The organism is Halorhodospira sp. 9622 (genome assembly GCF_022228025.1).
Classification (GTDB): Bacteria; Pseudomonadota; Gammaproteobacteria; order Nitrococcales; family Halorhodospiraceae; genus Halorhodospira; species Halorhodospira halophila_A.
Genome location: NZ_JAJNRE010000009.1, coordinates 70,759 through 90,973 on the forward strand (window position 1 = coordinate 70,759; position 20,215 = coordinate 90,973).

Consider the following 20,215-nt stretch of genomic DNA (forward strand, 5'->3'; position numbering starts at 1 on the left):
CGGCCAAAGGTCCGGTGCAGCGGGCCTCGGCGCTTGCCCGCGCACCGGTCTCATCCTTAGATTGTGGCACCATGACACGCGAGTGCGGGAGCCACAGCGGGGCAACACGCCGCAGCTCCCGCGGAACCCGGTATCCGAGAGGAGCCTTTACCCATGCTTCAGAAGGAACACACGCGTCTCGAGCTCGTCACCTTCCTGGTGGCGGTGGCCACCGGCGTGCTCGGCGCCGTCGCGGCCTCGGCCGGCGCCTACTGGTTCGGCGGGATCCTGATGGCGATCATGGCCCTGGCCCTGTTCATCTTCGTCATCCCCGGCATCGCCGCCAAGCTGCCGCCGGCGGGGCAGGCCCTGCCCGCAGCCCTGCTGCTGATCCTCGGCCTGTGGATGATGGCGACGGTGGGTGAGGGGCTAAGCTTCCTCGGCTTCATCGCCATGGTGGTGGCCGTGGGCACCGTGCTCATGCCCTTCTACCTGATCGCCCTCGGCGGGCGGGCCTTCCACCTCAAGCAGCAGCGCTGAATGCCAACGACCCCGCGGGACGGCGTCCCCCCTGCCGCCGCCCCGCGGGGTATCCGACCCGCCCTGCGCGGATCAGGCCGGTTTCAGCGTGACATCCCCGAGGATCTGCGCCTGGCAGGCGATGCGCTGCTGCTTGCCCGCAAAGTGCTCGCGTAGCAGCTTCTGCTCCACCTCCGAGGGCGCGCTCAGGTTCTCTTCTCCGTCGAGCACCTTGCACAGACAGGTGCCGCAGTCCCCCTCGCGGCAGCCGTAGACAATCCCCGAGCCGACTTTCTCGGACAGCTCGATGATCCGGGTTCCCGCCGGCGCGCTGACGGTCAGATCGATATCCTTGAACGTTACCTGGGCTCTTGGCATCCCGTGAACTCCTTGTGGCTTATGGTTGGATTCTATTGCTGGCCCCGTCCGGTAACCGCCGGCCTCACGGCGCGACCCGCGCCGCACCTTCTCCGGCCATCAGCCGGGCCAGCCACGGCGGCGGGCGCTCGGCCAGGGCGGCGCGAAGCTCGTCCATGTGCGCCGCGGCCGCTCCCCCGGCGTCGCGCCTCATGGGAAAGACCCCGGCGTTGACCACCTTGGCCGCCGCCGGGCCGCCGATCGAGCAGCAGTACAGCACGTGGCAGTCGGCGATCAGCGCCACCCGGGCCGCGATGCGGTCGTCGCGCCGGGTGCCGCTGCCAGTGACCGCCTCGGCCACCGGCCGGACCTCGGCAAGCCGGCAGCCGGCGGCACCGACTTCGTAGATGAGGAACCGGGCGCAGGCGCCGAAGTGACCATCCAGCTCACCGCCGCTGTTCGAGGCGCAGGCGACCCGGATGGTCCCCTCTGGCGACGGACCCGGCTCCGGCTCGGGGACCGGCTCTGGTGCCGCCTCTTCGCCATGCAGGGCCCGGCAGGCGGCCTCCAGCCGCTCCGCCGGGGCCTGCTGAACGGCCTCCAGGTGGTGGGCCCCGCCGGCGTCGCGCAGCCCCCGGGGGGTCACCCCGGCGAGCTTCTCGGCGCTCAACGGTGCCCCGAGCAGCCCGGTCAGCACCCGCACCAGCTGCGATACGTCGAGCTCCGGGAGCTCGCGCGCCGCCAGCCCGATGCGCAGGGCCAGTTCCGGTTGCAGTGATGCATCCTGCATGCCGTCTCCTCCCTTCAGTCGGCGGGGACGATGCACTCGTCCACCTCGCAGACCTCCTCGCAGCGGGGCATCTCGAAATGCCCCTCGCACTCGGTGCAGCGGTCCGCGATGATCTCGTAGAGGCCCATCTTGTTGCGCTTGATGGCCGCCTCCGGGCACTCCGGTTCGCAGTCGCCGCAGCTGGTGCACAGTTCCGGATCGATTTTCATGGCCATGCTCTTTCCTCCTCGATCACCGGACCAGGTCGTAGTTGAAGTCGGTGACCCCCATGTGACGGGTCTCCTCGTCGAGCCGGGCGAGCACCTCGTTGACGATGGTGGTGAGGATGTACATCGCCCCCTCGTAGCCCCAGATGCTGTTGCGGTGCAGGTGATGCCGGTCGAAGATCGGGAAGCCGAGGCGGATCAGCGGCACCTCGAACTCCTTGCCCTTGTAGAGGGTGTCGCGCTGGATGAACTTCCCGTAGGAGTTGCCGATCATGAAGTCGGGCTTATCGGTGAAGCACAGCGAGCGCATGTGCCAGAGATCCTTGCCGACGTAGACCTGGGCGCTCTCGCCGTACGGGGTCTGCTCGAGCATGGCGCGCATGGCCTTGCCCCAACGCTTATTGGCGTTGTGGCAGAGCACGTGGCGCGGCTCGGCGCCGAGTTCGGTGAGGAACCGGGTCATGCCCATGACGAAGTCCGGATCCCCCCACAGGGCGAAGCGCTTGCCGTGCAGCCACTGGTGGGAGTCGGTCATCATATCCACCAGCCGCCCGCGCTCGAGCTCCAGGGACTCGGGGATCGGCTTGCCGGTGATCTGCGAGACCTTCATCAGGAAGTTGTCGGTTCCCTCGAGGCCGATGGGCACCTGAACCTCGGGGCAATCGTGCTTCCAGGTCTGCTTGATGTACTTCTTGGTCTTGGTCAGCATCCACGGCTGGAGCAGCAGGGTGTCCAGCGCATTGGGGGCGTCACGGACCTCGTCAATCGGCGTCCCGCCGGCGTACATCCGGTATTCACCGTCGGCCGGGGTGTCGAGCACCTCGGTGGGATCGCAGAGCAGCGAGGCCTCCACGCCCATCTCGCCCAGGGCGCGCTTGAGCCAGCGGTAGCTGCCCAGGTAGGTCTCGAAGCCAGGCACCAGGTTGACCTTGCCGTTGCTGCCCGGCTGCTTGTCCTCCATCGCGTTGATGGTGAAGTAGCGGGCAATGCCCTCGAACATGCCGTCCCAGCCGGTGACGTGGCTGCCGACGAAGCTCGGCGTGTGCGCAAAAGGCGTGGGCACTTCCTGCGGCAGATACCCCTCGTCCTTGGCGTTGCCGATGAAGGCGTTGAGGTCGTCGCCGATGACCTCGGCCATGCAGGTGGTGGAGACGGCGATCACCTCGGGCTGGTAGATCTGGTAGGCGTTCTGCAGCCCCTGGTTCATGTTCTTGTGCCCGCCAAAGACCGCGGCATCCTCGGTCATGGAGTCGGAGACACAGGCCACCGGCTCCTTGAAGTGGCGGTTGAAGTAGGTCCGGAAGTAGGCCACACACCCCTGGGAACCGTGGACGTAGGGCAGCGTCTTCTCGAACCCCAGCGAGCAGAGCACCGCCCCGAGGGGCTGACAGGCCTTACCCGGATCGACGGTCAGCGCCTCGCGCGAGAAGTTCAGCTGCTGGTACTCCTCGGTGGTGGTCCACTCGAAGGTCTCGTCGATCTTCGCCGCGTCGACGCCCTCCTCCTGCTCCCGGCGCTTGCGGCTGAGGACCTGTTGGTAGTCGTCATCCCGGAACAGCGGGTAGCACGGCTTGATGGCTTCGGTGTCTTCGTTCATTGCGCTTCCTCCAGCTGCGCCGCGCTGCGGGCACGGCGCCTTGCCCTGTTCGGGCGGGCCGGCTGAGCGGCCCGCCCCTGGCTGAGATGGTCAGGCCGCCTTGGAGGCCGGCTCGCCGGTGGCCTTCCACGGCGGGGTCATGCGGTCCCAGACCGGGTTGTTGAGGGTCATGTCCATATCCCGGGCAAAGATCGCGAAGCCGTCGTAGCCGTGATACGGCCCGGAGTAGTCCCAGGAGTGCATCTGCCTAAACGGCAGACCCATCTTCTGGAACACGTACTTCTCCTTGATCCCGGCGGCCACCAGGTCCGGCTGGACCCGCTCGATGAAGCGCTCCAGCTCGAAGGCGTTGGCGTCGTCGTAGACCAGCGTCCCCTCCTTGAGCTCGGGGTAGGTGCGGTCGTAGTCGTCGTCGTGGGCGAACTCGTAGCCGGTGCCGAGCACCTCCATGCCCAGGTCCTCGTAGGCGCCGATGACGTGGCGCGAGCGCAGACCGCCGACGTAGAGCATCACCTTCTTGCCCTCCAGCCGCGGCCGGTACTTGGCGATCACCGCGTCCATCATCGGCTGGTACTTGGCGATGACGGCCTCGGCGTTGGCCTGGATGGTCTCGTCGAACCGGGCAGCGATCTCGCGCAGGCTCTGGGCGATGCGCGTCGGACCGAAGAAGTTGAACTCCATCCACGGGATGCCGTGGGTCTTCTCCATGTGCTCGCAGATGTAGTTCATGGAGCGGTAGCAGTGCAGGAGGTTGAGCTGCACCTTGGGCGTGTTCTCCATCTCGGCCAGGGTGCCGTCGCCGGACCACTGGGCAACCACGTTCAGGCCCATCTCCTCGAGCAGGATGCGCGAGGCCCAGCAATCGCCGCCGATGTTGTAGTCACCGACGATGGCCACGTCGTAGGGCCCGGCCTGGTGGCCGTCGCCGTCGCGGTTCTCCAGGACGTGGTCGCGGATGGTGTCGTTGGCGATGTGGTGGCCGAGCGACTGCGAGACCCCGCGGAAGCCCTCACAGCGCACCGGGATAACCGGCTTGCCGAGGCGCTCGGTGGCCTGACGGCCCACCGAGTCGATGTCGTCGCCGATCAACCCGACGGGGCACTCCGACTGCACGGTGATGCCCTTGTTGAGCGGGAAGAGCATCTCGACTTCGTCGATGATCTTCTCGAGCTTGGGGTCACCGCCGAAGACGATGTCCCGCTCCTGGAAGTCGGAGGTGAAGTTGATGGTGCCGAACGTGTCCACACCGGTGTGGCCGGTGTAGTAATTGCGACGGCCGGCCCGCGAGAGCTGGCCGCAGCCCACCGGGCCGTGGGAGATGTGCACCATGTCCTTGATCGGCCCCCAGACCACGCCCTTGGAGCCGGCGTAGGCGCAGCCGCGCTGGGTCATGACCCCGGGCACCGACTTGCGGTTGGAGGTCACGCACTTGCTCGGCTGCTGGTCGGCCCCGACGGCGGCCAGGTGCTTGGCGCGCTCCTCGCGGGTAGCCTCGGGGTAGACCTCGAGGACCTCCTCGATCAGCGCCTGGGCCTCATCCTGCGTCATGCTGCTCATTGGCTCTCCCCCTTTACGCCGAGGCGGTCTCGTCGGCCTTTTGCCCCACGATGGACTCGTCCTCCTCCTCGAGGATGCCGAACTCCATGAGCAGGTCCTCGAGGTCATCCATGCCCAGCGGCGTGGGCACGACCATTTGGGTGTTGTTGATGACGTTGTCCGCCAGCTCGCGGTAGACGTCGGCCTGCTTGCACTCCGGGTTGTACTCAATAACCGTCATGCGCCGGATCTCGGCGTGCTGGACCATGTTGTCCCGCGGGATGAAGCCGATCATCTGGGTACCCAGCCGGCTGGCGAGGTTCTCGATGAGCTCGTCCTCGCGGTCGGTGTTGCGGGAGTTGCAGATCAGCCCGGCCATGCGCACGCCGCCGGAGCTGGCGTACTTCACGATGCCCTTGGCGATGTTGTTCGCCGCGTACATGGCCATCATCTCGCCGGAGACGACGATGTAGATCTCCTGGGCCTTGTTCTCGCGGATGGGCATGGCGAAGCCGCCGCAGACCACGTCGCCGAGGACGTCGTAGAAGACAAAGTCCAGGTCGTCTTCGTAGGCGCCCTCCTCCTCGAGGAAGTTGATGGCGGTGATCACGCCGCGGCCGGCGCAGCCGACCCCCGGCTCCGGGCCACCGGACTCGACGCACTTGGTGTCGCCGTAGCCGACCTGCAGGACGTCCTCGAGCTCAAGGTCTTCGACGCTGCCCGCCTCGGCGGCCAGGTGCATGACCGTGTTCTGCGCCTTGGCATGGAGCATCAGGCGGGTGGAGTCGGCCTTCGGATCGCAGCCGACGATCATCACCTTCTTGCCTTTCTCGGCGAGCGCCGCCACCAGGTTCTGCGTGGTGGTGGACTTGCCGATGCCGCCCTTGCCGTAGATTGCTGCCTGTCTCATGGGTTAATCCCTCCTGACCGATGGTTACGTCGGCCGCCTCAGCGGCTCGCACCCGGGTTTTGCAACCGGCGTGCCAGCAGGGGGCAACGACGGACCCGCTGCGCCGAAGGTGACCCGCCGCGTTTACGCAACCCGTTGATCCAAAAGACTTATAGGAAGACTAAGAACGATCAGCAAAGAAAGGGCGAACACCCCCGGGGGCCCGGCCCGACGATCCGGGACGGCCCGCAGGCCCGTGGCAAGTCCGACATGATCGGCCGGGGGTTGTCGGGGAGCGGACAAGGGGAAGAACCGCTCCCCGACCGACAGGAGGGATGCTTCAGTGCTCGCTGAAGACGGTGGTGTGACCGCGGTCGCTGAAGGCGAGGACCTGGTAGGGCTCATCCGGCTGGCCGGGGATCCACTTGCGTCGCATCGCCCCTGCTCCTCATCGACAGGTTGTGTGGCACCGGTCGTCATTATTGATCGAACGCAATCCGGATGCCACCCCCTCCGACGGGACGAGCGACGCTCAGGCGCGTTGGGGCGACGAGGCGACGCCGACGGCCCGCGCCGCCAGATCGCGGGCGCAGGCCTCGATCACGGTCACACCGTGGCGGGCCAGGTAGCGCCGCTCCTTGCCGGCCGTGGCGGGCAACAACGCCCAGCCCTTGGGCTCGCCGGCCTCCTGGGTGATCTCGGTAAAGAGCATGCGCTCGGTATCCCGGGTGAAGCGAACCCCGAGACTCAGGTAGCGCACGCCCCGGCGCCGCTCCTTGAGGAACCGCGGCAGGGCAAAGCCGCCCATCAGTTCGGTGAGGTAGTCCACAAAATCGGCGTCCGAGGCAACGAAGCTCGGCTCGGGCCGGGGCGACCCCAGGGGCTTGAACAGGATCGGACCCGCCGGCGACGGCGGCGACTCGGCCGCCTCGTCGTGGAGCTCGTGGTAGCCGATGCTGTCGTGCCGGAAGACCCGATAGCGTCGCCCGCCAGTGACCCGTGCGACGCCCTGAACCAGCAGGTGCGGGGTGCCGGCCCAGGCGTCCTGGAGCTGGGTATCCCGGTTGAGATCCACCACCCAGGCCGGCCGCTGCTGCGCCAGCCAGTCGATCACCGGCGCCCGGGTCCAGGGGACCTCGCCGAAGCAGGTCCGCAGAAAACGCTCCAGATAGGGGCGTCCGTGATCCTGCTCGACCTTCATCGCCGCCCGCGAGAACTCGTGCATCAGCACCGGCGACATCGGCTTGCCCTGATTCAGCGCGAGGATCAGCCGCTCGTTGTCTGCCGGCATGGCATCGCCGGTCTCCGGGTGACACGCCCCGTCCAGCGCGCCCGGCCCGAGCACCGGGACGACGCTGCCGTCGGCGAAGCCGTGGGTCCAGCGGCGAATACGCTCGTCATCCAGTCCCGGATGGCTCATGGTTCTCCCCTCCCTGGCCGGCCCGCGCCCGATCCCGTTGGACCTGGCGGGCCCGCTTTTCCTGCAGGGCCCCGCGGATCCGCTCGCGCAGCTCGTCATCCAGCGGGGCAACGTCGGGCGGGTGTACGGTCTCGCAGAGGAGCACGTGCAGACCCATCGCCGTTTCCACCGGGCCGCGCACCTCGCCGGCGGCCATCTCGAACAGGGCCGCGTCCAGCTCCTCATGCAGCTGCCCCCGCGCCACCCGGCCCACCAGCCCGCCGTGCAGGGCGCTGGGGCACTCGGAGTGGCGCTCGGCGGCGGCGGCAAAGCCCCGCGGGTCGTCCGCCAGCTTCCCGGCCAGCTTCTCCGCCCGCGCCCAGGCCCGCTGCCGGGTATTCTCCGGGAACTCGTCGTTGATGGTGATCAGAAGATGGCGCACGGTGCGCGTCTCGTCCCGCTGGAAGCGCTCCGGATGCTCGCGGTAGAAGCGCTCCACGTCCTCGTCGGTGACCTCCGGCACCTCGGCGGCCAGCGGCGCCAGGGCGTGCTCCGGAACCTGCAGCGTACGCCCCGGGAAGCGGACCTGGTAGGCCGGCCCGGTGCGTGCATCGCGCAGGACGCGGATGATCTCGCCCACCGCACCCGGCTCGGCCACCACCTCGCCATGGACGGCGAGCCGCCGCGTGGGCGTGACGCGGTCGCGAAACTCGAAGCGGGTCTCCACCCAGTGGCTGGCTGCATCCATGAGCTCCTCCTCGCGACAGCCGACCATGCGGTCCTGATCCAGAAAGAAGACGCTGTAGACGATCTGATCCTGCAGGAAGGTCCCCACATCACGGACGTAACCCACGCTCCCCCGGGGGACGAGCAGCTCACCGCGGGCCACGCCGGGGTAGGTGCCGTCGTTGCGGATGTTGCGCGCCACCCGCACCGCCGCGCCGATCCGGAACCGCGACAGCATCAGCCGAATCCTCCACGGCCGATTCGAGCCACCGGGACCTCGCCGCTCGCCCCCCGGGCCACCTGCCGGTGGATGCGCAGCGCGGCCTGGCTGCGGGCGTCGGAGCCGACAAAGTCGTCGTGGGCGCGTTGCAGCAGTGCCCGGGCCTGCCCCTCGGCCTCATCGGGTGTCGCCGGCGGCTCGGCGCTGGCGTAGTCGTGGAAGCGCTGCAGGATATGCAAGCGGTAGACCCGCAGCAGCTGTGGATCGTAGGCCACGCCGAGGCCCTCGAACCACGCCTCCGCGCCCTCCAGGCCCTCCTCGTTTTCCGGTTCCAGTGGCTCCAACCACTTCATGGCAACCTCCTCTACACCTCGACGGCATCCTCGGCGGCCGCGGCCGCCCCTTGCGCCACCAGCGCACGCAGCTCCGCGGCACTGGGGGCACGCTTGTGAGTGACACTCCAGCGGCGGATCAGCGGCAGCAGCGCCCGGGCCTGCTCGCGGTCCAGGCTCACCCCGGCCTCGCGGCACGCCGCCTGGACCCCGCGGGTGCCGGAGTGCTTGCCGAGGACGAGCTCGTGGCACCGCCCGACCTCGTCCGGATCCAGACCCTGGTAGTTGCGGGCGTCCTTGAGCAGCCCGTCCACGTGGATCCCGGCCTCGTGGCTAAAGACACCGGCGCCGACCACGCTCTTGCCCCAGGGCACCGGCCGGCCCGAGGCGGCCTCCACCAGTGCCGCGACACCGGTCAGGCCGGCGGCGTCGACCCCGGTGGTCCGGTCACAGAGCCGATGAAGCGCCAGGGTCACCTCCTCGAGCGCGGCGTTGCCGGCACGCTCGCCCAGCCCGCAGACGGTGGTGTTGACGTGGGTGGCACCGCCGCGGACGGCGGCCAGGGTGTTGGCCGTAGCCAGACCGAAGTCGTCGTGGGCGTGCATCTCCAGCTCCAGGCCGGTGGCCGCGCGCAGGCGCTGGAAGAGCTCGTGGACCGCGAACGGCTCGGCGATGCCGACCGTATCCGCGATGCGCAGCCGGCGCGCCCCGGCCGCCTCCGCACAGTGCGCGACCTCGACGAGGAAATCGGGATCGGCGCGGGTGGCGTCCTCGCCGCCGACACTCACCGCCAGCCCTTCGGCCCGCGCCCGCCGCACCCATGCATCGATCCGACCCAGCACCCAGCGGCGGTCGCGGCCGAGCTTGTGCGCAATCTGCTGATCCGAGACCGGGATAGAGCCGTCCACCCCCCAGACCCCCAGCCCGACACACGCCCGCAGGTCCGCCTCGCGCATGCGCGCCCAAACCAGCAACCGCGCCGACAGCCCGGCGGACACCAGGGCCCGGATGTCGGCCCGCTCCTCGGGCCCCATGGCCGGGATGCCCACCTCCAGCTCGGGCACGCCGATCCCGTCGAGCGCCGCGGCGATGGCACACTTCTCCGCGCGGGTGAAGGCCACGCCGGCGGACTGTTCGCCGTCGCGCAGGGTCGTATCGTCGATCACCACCGCGCCCATCACTCCTCCGGCCCGAAGCACTCGGCGAAATCGCTGCAGGCGTCGCAGGACGGCGCCCGGCACGTATAGATTCCGGTCTCTTCACACAACCGCTTGTACAGGAACTTCTTCCACTTCATGTCGCGGTCGTTCAACGCACAGAGCGCGGGGAAGGCGTCTTCCATCAACGCCGTGAGCTCCCCACGGGAGCGCAACCCCAGGTCCTGCCAGAGATGATCCCGGCCCAGACAGCCGGCGGCGACGATGCGCGCCAGCCAGCGCTCCGAGCGATCGGCGCCGCGGCGGTAGCGAAGCAGCAGGTCGGCGACATCCGCCTGCTCGTCGGCCAGCGGTTGCGAGAGCGTCGTCGGCTCGGGGAACGGGGTCACCGCGCCCACACTGGGAAAGTGGCGGCCCATCATGGCCACGTACTCGCCCGGCTCCAGACCCATCCACGCCGGCAGGACGCTCTCGCCGCTGAGCCAGGCGGCCACCAGCCGGCCCAGCGCGCGATCATTGGGCAGGCCGGTGGCCTCGGCCAACAGCCCGCCGCAGGTGTAGGGGGCAAAGGCCCGCCCATCGGGCTCGGGCGGCAGCGAATGGGTGCGGTTCATGGCGTACCCTCCTCTTCCCGCAGCTGCTCCTCCAGCTCCTGCCAGGTGGCCTGCTGGCGTCGGCGCACGGCCTCCGGATCCAGCGACCGGCCCGCTACCCGGGCCCGGCTGAACTCCGCCCCGCGGTCCTCGCCGATCAGCCCGGCGGCATCGGCACGGCACTGCTGGCAGTGGCTCATCACCGCGATATCACTGGCGCAGGCGGCCCGCAGGCCGAGCAGCTCGGCGTCGCTCGGACCGCGCTGGCCGATCTCGCCGAAGTAGGTACCGTGGCTGGGGTCGGAGATCAGGGGCATGACGTTGTGCAGGAACGCCCCGCGCTGGCGGACCGCCCGGGAAACGACAGGTAGATGCTGATGGTTGATCCCGGGGATGGCCACCGAGTTGACCTTGACCAGCACGCCGCGGGCGGCCAGCGCCTCGATGCCGGCGAGCTGGCGCTGCACGAGGATCCGGGCGGCCTCCAGGCCACGCCGGCGCCGGTGCTCAAAGAGGATCGAGGGGTGGATGCGCGCGCCGATCTCCGGGTCGATGGCGTTGACCGTCACCGTGACGTGCTCCACCTCGAGGGCCACCAGATCGTCCACGTAGTCGGGCAGCGCCAGGCCGTTGGTGGACAGGCACAGGCGCAGCTGGGGAGCCACCTCGCGGATGCGCTCGAAGGTCTCGAAGGTGCGGCGCGGGTTGGCCAGGGCGTCGCCCGGTCCGGCGATGCCCACCACCGACAGCTGCGGGATTTCATGGGCCACCGCCAGGGTCTTGGCCGCGGCCTCCTCCGGAGTGAGCACCTCGGAAACCACGCCGGGGCGGGACTCGTTGGCGCAGTCGTACTTGCGATTGCAGTAGTTGCACGAGAGGTTGCACCCCGGGGCAACGGCCACGTGCAGCCGCGCGAAGTGGTGGTGGGCACGCTCGGAGTAGCAGGGGTGGTCCCGGACCTTGGCGCGCAGCGCCTCGGGCAGGTGCTCGAGCCCGTCGCCGGGCGCCCCCTCGCCACCGACGCCGGGGCAGCCGGCGGCGGGGTCGCAGGTGGTGGAGCCGGATGCGTCCATTGTCTCTCCCTCCGTCGGGACCGGAGCCGCGCTCCGGTCGGGCCTGCCCGCTCTTTTGCAAACCTCGTGCCGGATCACGGGAGCGGCCAACCGCCCGTCTCGCCGTGCCTCCCGCCGCGGCATTCGCCGCGCGTGTCGCAAACCCCACACAGCCGCGTGTCGCGTCCGCCACGCCGCCAGCAACGGCTCATAGGCTCTTGACCGGGATGTCGAGGGTCTTGATCCGGTAGGCGATCTGCCGCGGCGTCATGCCCAGCAACCGCGCCGCCTTGGCCTGCACCCAACCGGTGCGCTCCAGCGCGGCGATGACCCGCTCGCGCTCGTCCAGGTTGGGGTCGTTCGGGTCCGGGGCCGCCGGCCCGGCGGGTAGCACCCCGCTCTCGACGGCCGGCGAACCGTCCTCGGGGATCCCGGCCAGGATCACGGCCTCCTGGTCGATGCGGCCGTCCTCGCTCATGATCGCCGCCCGCTCCAGGGCGTTCTCCAGTTCGCGAACATTGCCCGGCCAGTGGTAGCGCATCAGCGTGCGGATGGCGTCGTCGGAGATCTCCAGCGCCCGCTCCTGGTTGCTGGCGATGCGCCCGACGAGGAACCGGACCAGCTCCGGGATGTCCTCGAGGCGCTCGCGCAGCGCCGGCATGGTGATGGTCATCACGTTGAGCCGGTAGTAGAGGTCCTCGCGGAACTCCCCGGCGGCCACCGCCGCCTCCAGATCGCGGTTGGTGGCGGCGAGCACGCGCACGTCCACCCGCCGGGTCCGGGTGCTGCCCACCCGCTCGAACTCCCCCTCCTGCAGGACCCGCAGCAGCTTCGCCTGGAAGGCCGGGGAGATCTCGCCCATCTCATCGAGGAAGATGGTGCCGCCGTCGGCCTGCTCGAAGCGCCCCACCCGGCTCTGCACAGCGCCGGTGAAGGCGCCTTTCTCGTGGCCGAAGAGCTCGCTCTCGAGCAGGCTGTCGGGCAGCGCCGCGCAGTTGAGCTTGACAAAGGGCGCGTCGGCCCGGGGCGAGTTGTAGTGGATGGCGTTGGCCAACAGCTCCTTGCCGGTGCCGGACTCACCGCGCAGCAGCACCGTAGTGCTCCACTGCGCCACCCGACGCACCTGCTCGAAGACCCGGCGGATAGCCGGGGTCCGGCCGATGACGTTCTCGAAGCCGTAGCTCTCCTGCACCTCCCGGCGCAGGCGGTCGCGCTCATCGACGATGGCCGCCTGCTCACGGTCAACCTCGGTGGCCAGGCGGACCGTCTGTGCGACCAGGTTGGCGACCATCTGCATGAACCGAGAGCGCTCGGCCAGCAGCGCGCCCTCGTCGGCGGCGGGCTGGGCGGCGAGCACGCCCACCGGCGGGTCCTGCTCGCCGGGGCCGTTGATGGGTACACCGATGAACGGCAGATCCGGATCGTAGAGGCCGAGCCGATCGAGGAAGCGCGGCTCCTCGGAGATGCGCCGCACGATCAGCGGCTCGGCGTGATTGAGGATCTCGCCAACGATCCCCTCGCCCGGCCGGTAGGCGACCTCATTGGCGGGGCTCTGCCCGTACAGCGCGCGGACGATGGTCTCGCGGCGGACGGGGTCGCGCAGGGCGACCATCCCGGAGTGCATATCGGCGTGCTCGTGGAGCACCTCCAGGACGGCCTGAAGGCTCTCGCGCAGGTCGAGACTGCGCGAGAGCACCCGGCTGACCTGGTACAGCGCCTCGAGCTGGGCCTCGACCAGTTCGGCCCGGGCGCGTTCTCGGGGGCCGACGGACGTGGGGTTCTCCATGAATACTCCCCTCCGCTAGGTGCATCGGTTTTGGCTGGCCCAGATGGGATCAGGGGCCCCAAGGCGTCATTGAACGCGCCGAGCATCGCAGCCCCGGCAGGGGTTCGGCGCGAACCTTTACGGGTTCGCGCCGATCAGCGCGCAGCCACAGCGAAGCGTGCTCTGCGCGCGGCCCTGCCGGGGTGAGAAGCGCAGGAGACCCGCAGGGCGCGTTCGTCAGACGCCTTGGGGCCCCCTGACCCCATCTGGGCCGAGCAAAACCGTTGCAACTCCCGTTCCAGACAGCCGGCGAACCGTCGACCCCCGTTTGTCGCGTTTCTCACAGTGATTCACGGAAGGTGATGCTTTTGTCGCCTGTGCCACATCGGTGCAGCGGCACCTCTTTGGTGCAAACGGGCGAGGTTCGAACGGGATCACGCGGGGTTGCGGGACCGTGGTGCTCGAAGGGTACCGGCTGGCACGGCTGATGCTTGACCCGTAGCGAACGCCGCCGACGGGCCGGGAAAGGGAAAGAGGATGACGGAATACCTGCTACTGCTGCTCGGCGTCGCCCTGGTGAACAATGTGGTCCTGACCCAGTTCCTGGGGCTGTGCCCGTTCATGGGTGTGTCGAACCGACTGGATACCGCCCTGGGCATGGGCCTGGCCACCACCTTCGTACTCACGTTGGCGGCGGCGGCCGGGTGGGTGATCGAGCACGCCCTGCTCATCCCCCTGGACCTGGAGTTCCTGCGCATCCTCAGCTTCATCCTCGTCATCGCCGGGACCGTGCAGTTCACCGAGATGGCCGTCGCCCGGGTCAGCCCCGCCCTGCACCAGGTTCTGGGCGTCTTCCTGCCGCTGATCACCACCAACTGCGCCGTGCTCGGCGTGGCCCTGCTCAACATCCAGGAAGCGCACACGTTCGCCGAGAGCCTGGTCTTCGGCGTCGGAGCGGCGCTCGGTTTCACGCTGGTTCTGGTCCTGTTCGCCGGCCTGCGCGAGCGGCTGGCCACGGCGGCGGTACCGGCCGCCTTTGCCGGTGCCCCCATCGGCTTCGTGGTCGCCGGGCTGCTGTCGCTGGCGTTCATGGGACTGACCGGACTGCCCGAAGGAGGGTGAGGCGATGTATGCAGCGATGCTGGTTCTGACCGGGATGGCGCTGGTGATCGGGTTCCTGCTGGCCGTGGCCGCGCAGTATCTAAAGCCGCCGCCGGACGAGACCGCCGAGGAGGTGGAGCGCGTCCTGCCCGGTACCAACTGCGGCCAGTGCGGCCTGCCCGGCTGCAGCGTCGGCGCCCGGGCCGTGGCCGCCGGCGAGCTGCCGGTGAACTTCTGCCCGCCCGGCGGTCGCGCCGTGGCCGAGGAGATTGCCCGGATCACCGGGCAGCCGCTGGTCCTGGAAGACGGCGACGACGGCGTCCGCCGGGTGGCGCGGGTCACCCGCGAGGACCTGTGCACCGGCTGCCTGAAGTGCATCAAGGCCTGCCCCACCGATGCGGTCATCGGCGCACCCAAGCAGATCCACGGGGTATTGCCCGAGGCGTGTTCCGGCTGCACGGCGTGCATCGACGTCTGCGCCACCGGCGCGCTGGAGATGGTCCCGGAGCCGGTCACCCTGGCCAATTGGCGCTGGCCGCGACCGACGGAGGCCTGCGACCGTGCTGCTTAGCAAACCAAAGATCATCCGCGGCGGCGTACGCACCGAGTCGCGCAAGCAATCCACCGCAGAGGCCCCGCTGGAACCCCTGCGGGCCGGGCAGCGGCTCTACGTCTCGCTGGCCCAGCACATCGGCGCGCCCGCCCTGCCGGCGGTCGCACCGGGCCAGGACGTCGCCAAGGGGCAGTGCATCGGCACGCCGGAAGCCGGCCTCTCGGCCGCCGTCCACGCCCCCACCTCGGGCCGGGTGGTGGCCATTGACCGCCATCCGGCGCCGCACCCCTCGGGGCTGACCGTCCCCACCGTGATCATCGAACCCGACGGCGAGGAGCGCTGGGCGCCGCAGCTGCCGGACCCGATGACCGCGCCGGCCGGGCAGCTCGACCCTATGGCCATCGCCACCCGGGTGGCCGAGGCGGGCATCGTCGGCATGGGGGGCGCCGCCTTCCCGGCGGCGGTCAAGCTCGGCGCCGGGCAGCCGGTGGCCACCCTGATCCTCAACGGCGGTGAGTGCGAGCCGTACCTGACCTGCGACGACCGCCTGATGCGCGAGCGCGCCGCCGGGATCATCGACGGCGCCCAGCTGATGGCCCGCGCCCTGGGAGCCGAGCGCACCGCCATCGGGGTCGAGGACAACAAGCCGGAGGCCATCCACGCCCTGCGCCGCGCCACCGACGCCCTGGGCGGCCCCGACGTGGTGCCGGTGCCGAGCCTCTGGCCCCAGGGCTCGGAAAAACACCTGATCTACACGCTGACCGGCTGCGAGGTACCCGCCGGGGCGCGGGCGGCGGATATCGGCGTGGTGGTGCACAACGTCGGCACCGCCTACGCCGTCCACCGCGCCGCCCGCCACGGCCGACCGCTGATCAGCCGTCCGGTCACCGTCGGCGGCGGCGCCGTGGCCGAGCCGACGAACTTCGAGGTGCCCCTGGGTCTGCCGCTGCAGGCCCTGCTCGAGGCGGCCGGCGGGCTGCGCGAGGACCCGGCCCGGGTGCTCGCCGGCGGTCCGATGATGGGCCAGGTGGCCCCGCTGGAGGCCGGCGTGGCCAAGGGCACCAACGGCGTCATCGCCCTGACCGCCGCGGAGATCCGCGAGACCGAAGGGCGCCCCTGCATCCGTTGCGGGCGCTGTGTCGATGCCTGCCCGATGGGGCTGATGCCCTTCGAGATCGCCAACCGCGCCGCCGCCGGCGACGTCGACGGCGCCGCGGCCAGCGGCCTGATGGACTGCCTGACCTGCGGTTCCTGCGCCTACGTCTGTCCCTCGGCGCGGCCGCTGGTCCAGCTCTTCCACCACGCCCGCGGTCAGCGCGCCGAGCAAGCCGCCGCCAAGGAGCGCAGCGAACTGCAGCGGCGCATGGCCGAGCAGCGGGCGGAGCGCCAGCGACGCGAGCAGGAACGCAAGAAGGCCGCCGCCGCGGCCCGCCGCCGCCAGCGGGCGCAGCAGAAGGCCGCCGGCGGCGATTCGGAAAGTCCAGCCCAGGAGCAGCCGCAAAACGAGGAGAAGGAGACTCAGACGTGAGCGAGCTGGTTGCCGGCCCCCACACCCGGGCCCCGCTGAGCCTGCCCACCCTGATGCGCCAGGTGCTGCTCGCCGCAGCACCCGCCACCGCCTTCGGGGTGTGGCTCTACGGCTGGCCGGCCCTCAATCTGCTGCTGATCACCCTGGTCACCGTGGTGGCCGCCGAGGCCGCCTGCCTGCGCGCGGCCGGACGCCCGGTACGCAGCGGCGTGGGTGACAGCTCCGCGCTGGTCGCCGGCTGGATCCTGGCCATGAGCCTGCCGCCCTGGGCGCCGTGGTGGATCGGTGTGATCGGCGGACTGCTGGCGGTGATCCTGGGCAAGGGGGTCTTCGGCGGCACCGGGCAGAACCTCTTCAATCCCGCCATGGTCGCCCGCGTTGCCCTGCTCATCGCCTTCCCGGTGGAAATGACCCGCTGGGTGGAGCCGGCCCCCCTGGGCTCGGCAACCGCCCCCGGCTTCCTGGAATCGCTCGGGATCACCTTCGCCGGCGCTGCTGACTGGGACGCGGTCACCGGCGCCACCACCCTCGACACCGCGCGCACCGCGGTCACCGAGGGGCAAAGCATCGAGACCGCCCTGCCCGAGGCCTATCAGCCGGCGCTGGCCCTGCTCGGCTACGCGCCGGGCAGCCTGGCGGAGGGCTCGGCACTGCTGCTCGCCCTGGGCGGGCTCTACCTGATCTACCGGCGGGTCATCGCCTGGGAGATCCCGGTGGTCATGCTCGCCACCCTGGCGCTGCTCGCCAGCGGCTTCCACCTGCTGGACCCGGATCGCTACGCCGATGCCGGCGTCCATATCCTGGCCGGTTCGACCCTGCTGGCGGCCTTTTTCATCGCCACCGACCCGACCACCTCGCCGGCCACCACCCTCGGCCGTGCGGTCTTCGCCGCCGGCTGTGCGCTGATCGTCTGGGTGGTGCGCACCTACGGCGGCTACCCGGAGGCCACCGCCTTCGCGGTGCTGCTGATGAACGCCTTCACCCCGCTGATCGACCACTGGATCCGCCCCCGGGTCTACGGCCGGACCCGGCTGGGCGCGCCGCTGAGCACGGACCGGGAGGCCCCATGAGCACGCCGGAGCGCCCCAGCTACCAGCAGCGCACCGCCTACCACGTCACCCTGCTCGGCATGGTGGCCCTGCTCAGCAGCGCCGCGCTGGTCATTGCCGACCTGCAGACCCGCGAGCCGATCGAGGCGGCCCGCGAGCGCCAGCTCGGCGAGCGCATCGCCCAGGTCACGCCGGTACACAGCGCCGCCGACGCCCCGCTGGAGCGCACCGTCACCGTCGAGCACGACGGCCGCCGACACACCGGCTGGCAGCACGTGGAGGGCGATGCAGTAACGGCGGTGGCGCTGGAGAGTCAGGCCCAGGGCTACGGCGGCACCATCCGGGTGATCGTCGGCATCGACCGCGACGGCGAAATCCTGGCCGCACGCGTCACCGAGCACCGGGAGACCCCGGGGCTCGGCGACGACATCGAGGCCGAACGCTCCGACTGGATCGACGCCTTCGAGGGGCGCTCCCTCGGCGATCCCCCCGAAGAGGCTTGGGCCGTGGAGAAGGACGGCGGCGAGTTCGACCAGTTCACGGGTGCGACCATCACCCCGCGGGCGGTGGTCGAGGCCGTCCACGCCGCCCTGCACGCCTTCGAGGCCCACCAGGACCGGCTGCTCGACCCCCGCGCCGGCCGCCAGCGGACCGCCGATGGCGCAACCGAGGAGACCGACGATGGCTGACACCGATGCCGGACTCGCCGACCGGGAAGCACCCGCCCCCGAGGGCCGCTGGCGGCGCATCGCCCGTGAGGGGCTTTGGGACAACAACGTGGTCTTCGCTCAGCTGCTGGCCCTCTGCCCGCTGCTGGCGGTGACCTCTACCGCCACCAACGGTCTGGGGTTGGGTCTGGCCACGCTGTTCGTGATGGTGCTCGCAGCGGTGCTGGTCTCCACCCTGCGCGGGCTGATCACCGACCCGGTGCGCATCCCGGTGTTTATCCTGCTCATCGCCACCCTGGTCACCGTGGTGGATCTGTTCATGGAGGCCCACCTCAACCCCCTCTACCAGGCGCTGGGGCTGTTCATCCCGCTGATCGTGACCAACTGCGCCATCCTGGCCCGGGCCGAAGTCTTCGCCTCGCGCCATCCGCCCGCCGAGGCCGCCTTTGACGGACTGATGATGGGCCTGGGCTTCACCGCCATCCTGGTCGTTCTCGGCGGCGTGCGCGAGCTGCTCGGCGCCGGCACCCTGTTCGACCAGGCCGGGCTGATGCTCGGGGATGCCTTCGCTTTCCTGGAGATCACCGTCTTCCCTGATTACCCCGGCTTCCTGCTCATGGTGCTGCCGCCGGGGGGCTTTATCGCGTTAGGATTTCTGATGGCCGGCAAGCGGCTGCTGGATCGACGCCGGGAGGCACAGACGACATGAGCGAGCACGAGGCGCAGAACGACCCCCTGCAGGTCTCGGTGGCCTACGTCGAGGGCAGTGAGCACTTCTGGCGCTGCCTGCAGGTGCCGGCGGGGACCACCGCCGCGCAGGCCGTGGCACAGAGCGGCCTGCAGCAGCGCTTCCCGCACCTGGAGCTGAGCGCGCTCAAGCTCGGCGTCTTCGCCAAGCCGGTCAAGGCTGATCGGGTTCTCGAGAACGGCGACCGCGTGGAGGTCTACCGGCCGATCACCGCCGACCCGGAGGCCCTGGCCGGCGAAGAGGCGGATTCATGAGCGGCTGCCTGGAGCGCGAGGCGGTGGTCATCGAGACCCGCGGCGATCAGGCCCGGGTCCACGCCGACCGGCCGGCGGCCTGTGGCGCCTGCAAGGCGCGCGGGGCCTGCGGCGCGCAGCTGCTGGACCGCCACCGCGGGGCGCGGGGCGTGTGGGTGCGCAACGCCATCGGCGCCCACGCCGGCGAGGCGGTGGTGGTCTCGGTGCCTACCGGCGCCCTGCTCGGCGGCGCCCTGGCCGTTTACCTGCTGCCGCTGGCCGGCCTGCTCGGCGGCGCCCTGCTCGCCGACGCCGGACTCGGCGCCGGCACCCCGGGCACCGTGGCCAGCGCGGCGGCGGGTCTGGTGGCTGGACTACTGGCCGCACGGCGTCTGCTGCAGCGTCGCCGCAGCCCAACCGGGCAACTGAGCCTGCGCCGCCCCGGCAGCGCCTAGAAGCGCAGGCGGACGCCGACACGCCCGCCGCGATTGCGCGACTCCTCGTACTCGAAGACGCCGTCAAAGAGTCCCTCCACCAGCTCGACACGGGCGCTCAGGGTCAGGCGACCATTGCCGATGCGCAGCAGACGCTCCTCGGGATCGTCCGGGTCGTCCATGCCCAGGTAGTAGGCATAGTGGGCGCCCACGCTCCAGCGCTCGGACAACGGTCGCTGCACACCCAACCCCACGGTGGCACCGGCCCGGCGGTCCTCCCGGCAGGCGTCGTCGTCGTCTTCCTCACACTTCTCGACGTTGCGCCGCTCGCGGGCGGCCGTGGCGTACACGTCCGTCCCGGCCACCACGTCGCTCCGATGCCAGCCCAGGCCGAAGGCGTAGTGCTCCAGGGCGGCGCGGGTATCTTCGGCGTCCCCGCCCCCCAGGCAGTCGCCGACGCAGGCATCCGTGCCCAGATAGTCGAAGTAAAGAAAACCGCCCGCGGCGGACTGCCAGGAGGCGCGCAGGTGGCCGCCGATGGCCCGGCGGTAGTCGATGGCCTCAGCGTCCGGATCCCCCTCCGGGCGGACGCTCAGCGAGCCGTCGAAGACGACCTGGGCAAAGGCCAGCTGGACGTAGCTCTGCGGTCGTTGCTCCTCGGCGGCGGCCGGCGCCACCCCGAGGACGAGAAGCAGCGCCCAGGCGATGCCTGCCCGAGCCCGGCTCGGGCGTGATTGCGGGTTGTCGCTTGCTCGCATCCGGGAACCGGCCCACGCGGCGGGGT

23 protein-coding genes are annotated in these 20,215 nt (G+C 70.2%); 9 read left to right on the forward strand and 14 right to left on the reverse strand.

Annotated features, from left to right (window positions below; genetic code table 11):
* Nucleotides 1-153: 153 nt before the first annotated feature.
* Entirely contained in the window at nt 154-519 is a 366-nt protein-coding gene (locus tag LRG07_RS07035) for a hypothetical protein (protein ID WP_238633054.1), read from the forward strand.
* A 72-nt stretch (nt 520-591) separates the two neighbouring features.
* Here the strand turns inward: LRG07_RS07035 and LRG07_RS07040 are convergent, their stop codons facing one another.
* The 13 genes from LRG07_RS07040 to nifA all read right to left on the reverse strand — a co-directional run bounded on the left by LRG07_RS07040 (nt 592) and on the right by nifA (nt 13,138).
* Nucleotides 592-876, reverse strand: coding sequence for a 2Fe-2S iron-sulfur cluster-binding protein (locus LRG07_RS07040; protein ID WP_201168061.1), 285 nt, complete (start codon nt 874-876; stop codon nt 592-594).
* A 64-nt stretch (nt 877-940) separates the two neighbouring features.
* Nucleotides 941-1,645, reverse strand: coding sequence for a dinitrogenase iron-molybdenum cofactor biosynthesis protein (locus tag LRG07_RS07045; protein WP_238633053.1), 705 nt, complete (start codon nt 1,643-1,645; stop codon nt 941-943).
* A gap of 14 nt (nt 1,646-1,659) precedes the next feature.
* Entirely contained in the window at nt 1,660-1,860 is a 201-nt protein-coding gene (locus LRG07_RS07050) for a 4Fe-4S binding protein (RefSeq protein ID WP_201168064.1), read from the reverse strand.
* A gap of 16 nt (nt 1,861-1,876) precedes the next feature.
* Nucleotides 1,877-3,448 (reverse strand): nitrogenase molybdenum-iron protein subunit beta, encoded by a 1,572-nt coding sequence (nifK, locus tag LRG07_RS07055; RefSeq protein ID WP_238642045.1) that lies wholly within the window; start codon nt 3,446-3,448, stop codon nt 1,877-1,879.
* Between the two features lie 90 nt (nt 3,449-3,538).
* Nucleotides 3,539-5,005 carry a nitrogenase molybdenum-iron protein alpha chain gene (gene nifD / locus LRG07_RS07060; protein WP_201168069.1) on the reverse strand — a complete coding sequence of 489 codons (1,467 nt, stop codon included), beginning with the start codon at nt 5,003-5,005 and terminating at the stop codon, nt 3,539-3,541.
* Nucleotides 5,006-5,018: 13 nt separating this feature from the next.
* Nucleotides 5,019-5,894, reverse strand: a complete 876-nt coding sequence (gene nifH / locus LRG07_RS07065; protein WP_201168071.1) for a nitrogenase iron protein — start codon at nt 5,892-5,894, stop codon at nt 5,019-5,021.
* A 511-nt stretch (nt 5,895-6,405) separates the two neighbouring features.
* On the reverse strand, nt 6,406-7,293 hold the full coding sequence (locus LRG07_RS07070; protein WP_201168074.1) for an SIR2 family protein: 888 nt from the start codon (nt 7,291-7,293) through the stop codon (nt 6,406-6,408).
* Nucleotides 7,271-8,236, reverse strand: a complete 966-nt coding sequence (locus LRG07_RS14050; RefSeq protein ID WP_370641520.1) for a nitrogen fixation protein NifZ — start codon at nt 8,234-8,236, stop codon at nt 7,271-7,273. The genes LRG07_RS07070 and LRG07_RS14050 overlap by 23 nt, the downstream gene beginning before the upstream one ends.
* Nucleotides 8,236-8,571 carry a nitrogenase-stabilizing/protective protein NifW gene (gene nifW, locus LRG07_RS07085; RefSeq protein WP_201168080.1) on the reverse strand — a complete coding sequence of 112 codons (336 nt, stop codon included), beginning with the start codon at nt 8,569-8,571 and terminating at the stop codon, nt 8,236-8,238. The genes LRG07_RS14050 and nifW overlap by 1 nt, the downstream gene beginning before the upstream one ends.
* A gap of 11 nt (nt 8,572-8,582) precedes the next feature.
* Nucleotides 8,583-9,728 carry a homocitrate synthase gene (gene nifV / locus LRG07_RS07090; protein ID WP_238635535.1) on the reverse strand — a complete coding sequence of 382 codons (1,146 nt, stop codon included), beginning with the start codon at nt 9,726-9,728 and terminating at the stop codon, nt 8,583-8,585.
* A complete protein-coding gene (locus LRG07_RS07095) occupies nt 9,728-10,321 on the reverse strand; it encodes a nitrogen fixation protein NifQ (RefSeq protein WP_238642046.1) in 594 nt (197 codons plus the stop codon). Before LRG07_RS07095 ends, nifV begins: the two co-directional genes overlap by 1 nt.
* Nucleotides 10,318-11,373: a nitrogenase cofactor biosynthesis protein NifB gene (gene nifB / locus LRG07_RS07100; RefSeq protein ID WP_201168090.1), complete on the reverse strand. Its 1,056-nt coding sequence runs from the start codon at nt 11,371-11,373 to the stop codon at nt 10,318-10,320. Before nifB ends, LRG07_RS07095 begins: the two co-directional genes overlap by 4 nt.
* Nucleotides 11,374-11,560: 187 nt before the next feature.
* A complete protein-coding gene (nifA, locus tag LRG07_RS07105) occupies nt 11,561-13,138 on the reverse strand; it encodes a nif-specific transcriptional activator NifA (RefSeq protein ID WP_238642047.1) in 1,578 nt (525 codons plus the stop codon).
* Nucleotides 13,139-13,654: 516 nt separating this feature from the next.
* On the opposite strand from nifA, the gene rsxA reads away from it, so the two are divergent.
* The 8 genes from rsxA to LRG07_RS07145 are packed head-to-tail and all read left to right on the forward strand — an operon-like array spanning nt 13,655 to nt 19,452.
* Nucleotides 13,655-14,239, forward strand: a complete 585-nt coding sequence (rsxA, locus tag LRG07_RS07110) for an electron transport complex subunit RsxA (protein ID WP_201168095.1) — start codon at nt 13,655-13,657, stop codon at nt 14,237-14,239.
* A gap of 4 nt (nt 14,240-14,243) precedes the next feature.
* Nucleotides 14,244-14,789: an RnfABCDGE type electron transport complex subunit B gene (locus tag LRG07_RS07115; RefSeq protein ID WP_201168096.1), complete on the forward strand. Its 546-nt coding sequence runs from the start codon at nt 14,244-14,246 to the stop codon at nt 14,787-14,789.
* Nucleotides 14,779-16,299 carry an electron transport complex subunit RsxC gene (rsxC, locus tag LRG07_RS07120; protein WP_238642048.1) on the forward strand — a complete coding sequence of 507 codons (1,521 nt, stop codon included), beginning with the start codon at nt 14,779-14,781 and terminating at the stop codon, nt 16,297-16,299. Before LRG07_RS07115 ends, rsxC begins: the two co-directional genes overlap by 11 nt.
* Nucleotides 16,296-17,369, forward strand: coding sequence for an RnfABCDGE type electron transport complex subunit D (locus LRG07_RS07125; RefSeq protein WP_238642049.1), 1,074 nt, complete (start codon nt 16,296-16,298; stop codon nt 17,367-17,369). The genes rsxC and LRG07_RS07125 overlap by 4 nt, the downstream gene beginning before the upstream one ends.
* On the forward strand, nt 17,366-18,037 hold the full coding sequence (locus LRG07_RS07130; protein WP_201168102.1) for an RnfABCDGE type electron transport complex subunit G: 672 nt from the start codon (nt 17,366-17,368) through the stop codon (nt 18,035-18,037). The genes LRG07_RS07125 and LRG07_RS07130 overlap by 4 nt, the downstream gene beginning before the upstream one ends.
* The gene (locus LRG07_RS07135; RefSeq protein ID WP_207190267.1) at nt 18,030-18,725 is read left to right on the forward strand and encodes an electron transport complex subunit E; all 696 of its coding nucleotides are present in this window, start codon (nt 18,030-18,032) and stop codon (nt 18,723-18,725) included. The genes LRG07_RS07130 and LRG07_RS07135 overlap by 8 nt, the downstream gene beginning before the upstream one ends.
* Nucleotides 18,722-19,018 carry an RnfH family protein gene (locus LRG07_RS07140; protein ID WP_201168104.1) on the forward strand — a complete coding sequence of 99 codons (297 nt, stop codon included), beginning with the start codon at nt 18,722-18,724 and terminating at the stop codon, nt 19,016-19,018. Before LRG07_RS07135 ends, LRG07_RS07140 begins: the two co-directional genes overlap by 4 nt.
* A complete protein-coding gene (locus LRG07_RS07145; RefSeq protein ID WP_201168106.1) occupies nt 19,015-19,452 on the forward strand; it encodes a SoxR reducing system RseC family protein in 438 nt (145 codons plus the stop codon). Before LRG07_RS07140 ends, LRG07_RS07145 begins: the two co-directional genes overlap by 4 nt.
* Here LRG07_RS07145 and LRG07_RS07150 read toward each other — a convergent pair.
* Nucleotides 19,449-20,189 carry an outer membrane beta-barrel protein gene (locus LRG07_RS07150; RefSeq protein ID WP_238642050.1) on the reverse strand — a complete coding sequence of 247 codons (741 nt, stop codon included), beginning with the start codon at nt 20,187-20,189 and terminating at the stop codon, nt 19,449-19,451. The two genes, LRG07_RS07145 and LRG07_RS07150, sit on opposite strands and share 4 nt — an antisense overlap.
* Between the last annotated feature and the right edge of the window lie 26 nt (nt 20,190-20,215).

Excerpts from the sequence above, each read along its gene's own strand:
- nifB (WP_201168090.1), bottom strand. The coding sequence starts at position 11,373 with ATGGACGCATCCGGCTCCACCACCTGCGACCCCGCCGCCGGCTGCCCC.
- nifH (WP_201168071.1), bottom strand. The coding sequence starts at position 5,894 with ATGAGACAGGCAGCAATCTACGGCAAGGGCGGCATCGGCAAGTCCACC.
- LRG07_RS07115 (WP_201168096.1), top strand. The coding sequence starts at position 14,244 with ATGTATGCAGCGATGCTGGTTCTGACCGGGATGGCGCTGGTGATCGGG.
- nifV (WP_238635535.1), bottom strand. The coding sequence starts at position 9,728 with ATGGGCGCGGTGGTGATCGACGATACGACCCTGCGCGACGGCGAACAG.
- LRG07_RS14050 (WP_370641520.1), bottom strand. The coding sequence starts at position 8,236 with ATGCTGTCGCGGTTCCGGATCGGCGCGGCGGTGCGGGTGGCGCGCAAC.
- LRG07_RS07150 (WP_238642050.1), bottom strand. The coding sequence starts at position 20,189 with ATGCGAGCAAGCGACAACCCGCAATCACGCCCGAGCCGGGCTCGGGCA.
- LRG07_RS07070 (WP_201168074.1), bottom strand. The coding sequence starts at position 7,293 with ATGAGCCATCCGGGACTGGATGACGAGCGTATTCGCCGCTGGACCCAC.
- LRG07_RS07135 (WP_207190267.1), top strand. The coding sequence starts at position 18,030 with ATGGCTGACACCGATGCCGGACTCGCCGACCGGGAAGCACCCGCCCCC.
- LRG07_RS07140 (WP_201168104.1), top strand. The coding sequence starts at position 18,722 with ATGAGCGAGCACGAGGCGCAGAACGACCCCCTGCAGGTCTCGGTGGCC.
- nifD (WP_201168069.1), bottom strand. The coding sequence starts at position 5,005 with ATGAGCAGCATGACGCAGGATGAGGCCCAGGCGCTGATCGAGGAGGTC.
- LRG07_RS07040 (WP_201168061.1), bottom strand. The coding sequence starts at position 876 with ATGCCAAGAGCCCAGGTAACGTTCAAGGATATCGATCTGACCGTCAGC.
- nifW (WP_201168080.1), bottom strand. The coding sequence starts at position 8,571 with ATGAAGTGGTTGGAGCCACTGGAACCGGAAAACGAGGAGGGCCTGGAG.
- LRG07_RS07130 (WP_201168102.1), top strand. The coding sequence starts at position 17,366 with ATGAGCACGCCGGAGCGCCCCAGCTACCAGCAGCGCACCGCCTACCAC.
- LRG07_RS07145 (WP_201168106.1), top strand. The coding sequence starts at position 19,015 with ATGAGCGGCTGCCTGGAGCGCGAGGCGGTGGTCATCGAGACCCGCGGC.
- nifK (WP_238642045.1), bottom strand. The coding sequence starts at position 3,448 with ATGAACGAAGACACCGAAGCCATCAAGCCGTGCTACCCGCTGTTCCGG.
- LRG07_RS07095 (WP_238642046.1), bottom strand. The coding sequence starts at position 10,321 with ATGAACCGCACCCATTCGCTGCCGCCCGAGCCCGATGGGCGGGCCTTT.
- nifA (WP_238642047.1), bottom strand. The coding sequence starts at position 13,138 with ATGGAGAACCCCACGTCCGTCGGCCCCCGAGAACGCGCCCGGGCCGAA.
- LRG07_RS07035 (WP_238633054.1), top strand. The coding sequence starts at position 154 with ATGCTTCAGAAGGAACACACGCGTCTCGAGCTCGTCACCTTCCTGGTG.
- LRG07_RS07050 (WP_201168064.1), bottom strand. The coding sequence starts at position 1,860 with ATGGCCATGAAAATCGATCCGGAACTGTGCACCAGCTGCGGCGACTGC.
- rsxA (WP_201168095.1), top strand. The coding sequence starts at position 13,655 with ATGACGGAATACCTGCTACTGCTGCTCGGCGTCGCCCTGGTGAACAAT.
- LRG07_RS07045 (WP_238633053.1), bottom strand. The coding sequence starts at position 1,645 with ATGCAGGATGCATCACTGCAACCGGAACTGGCCCTGCGCATCGGGCTG.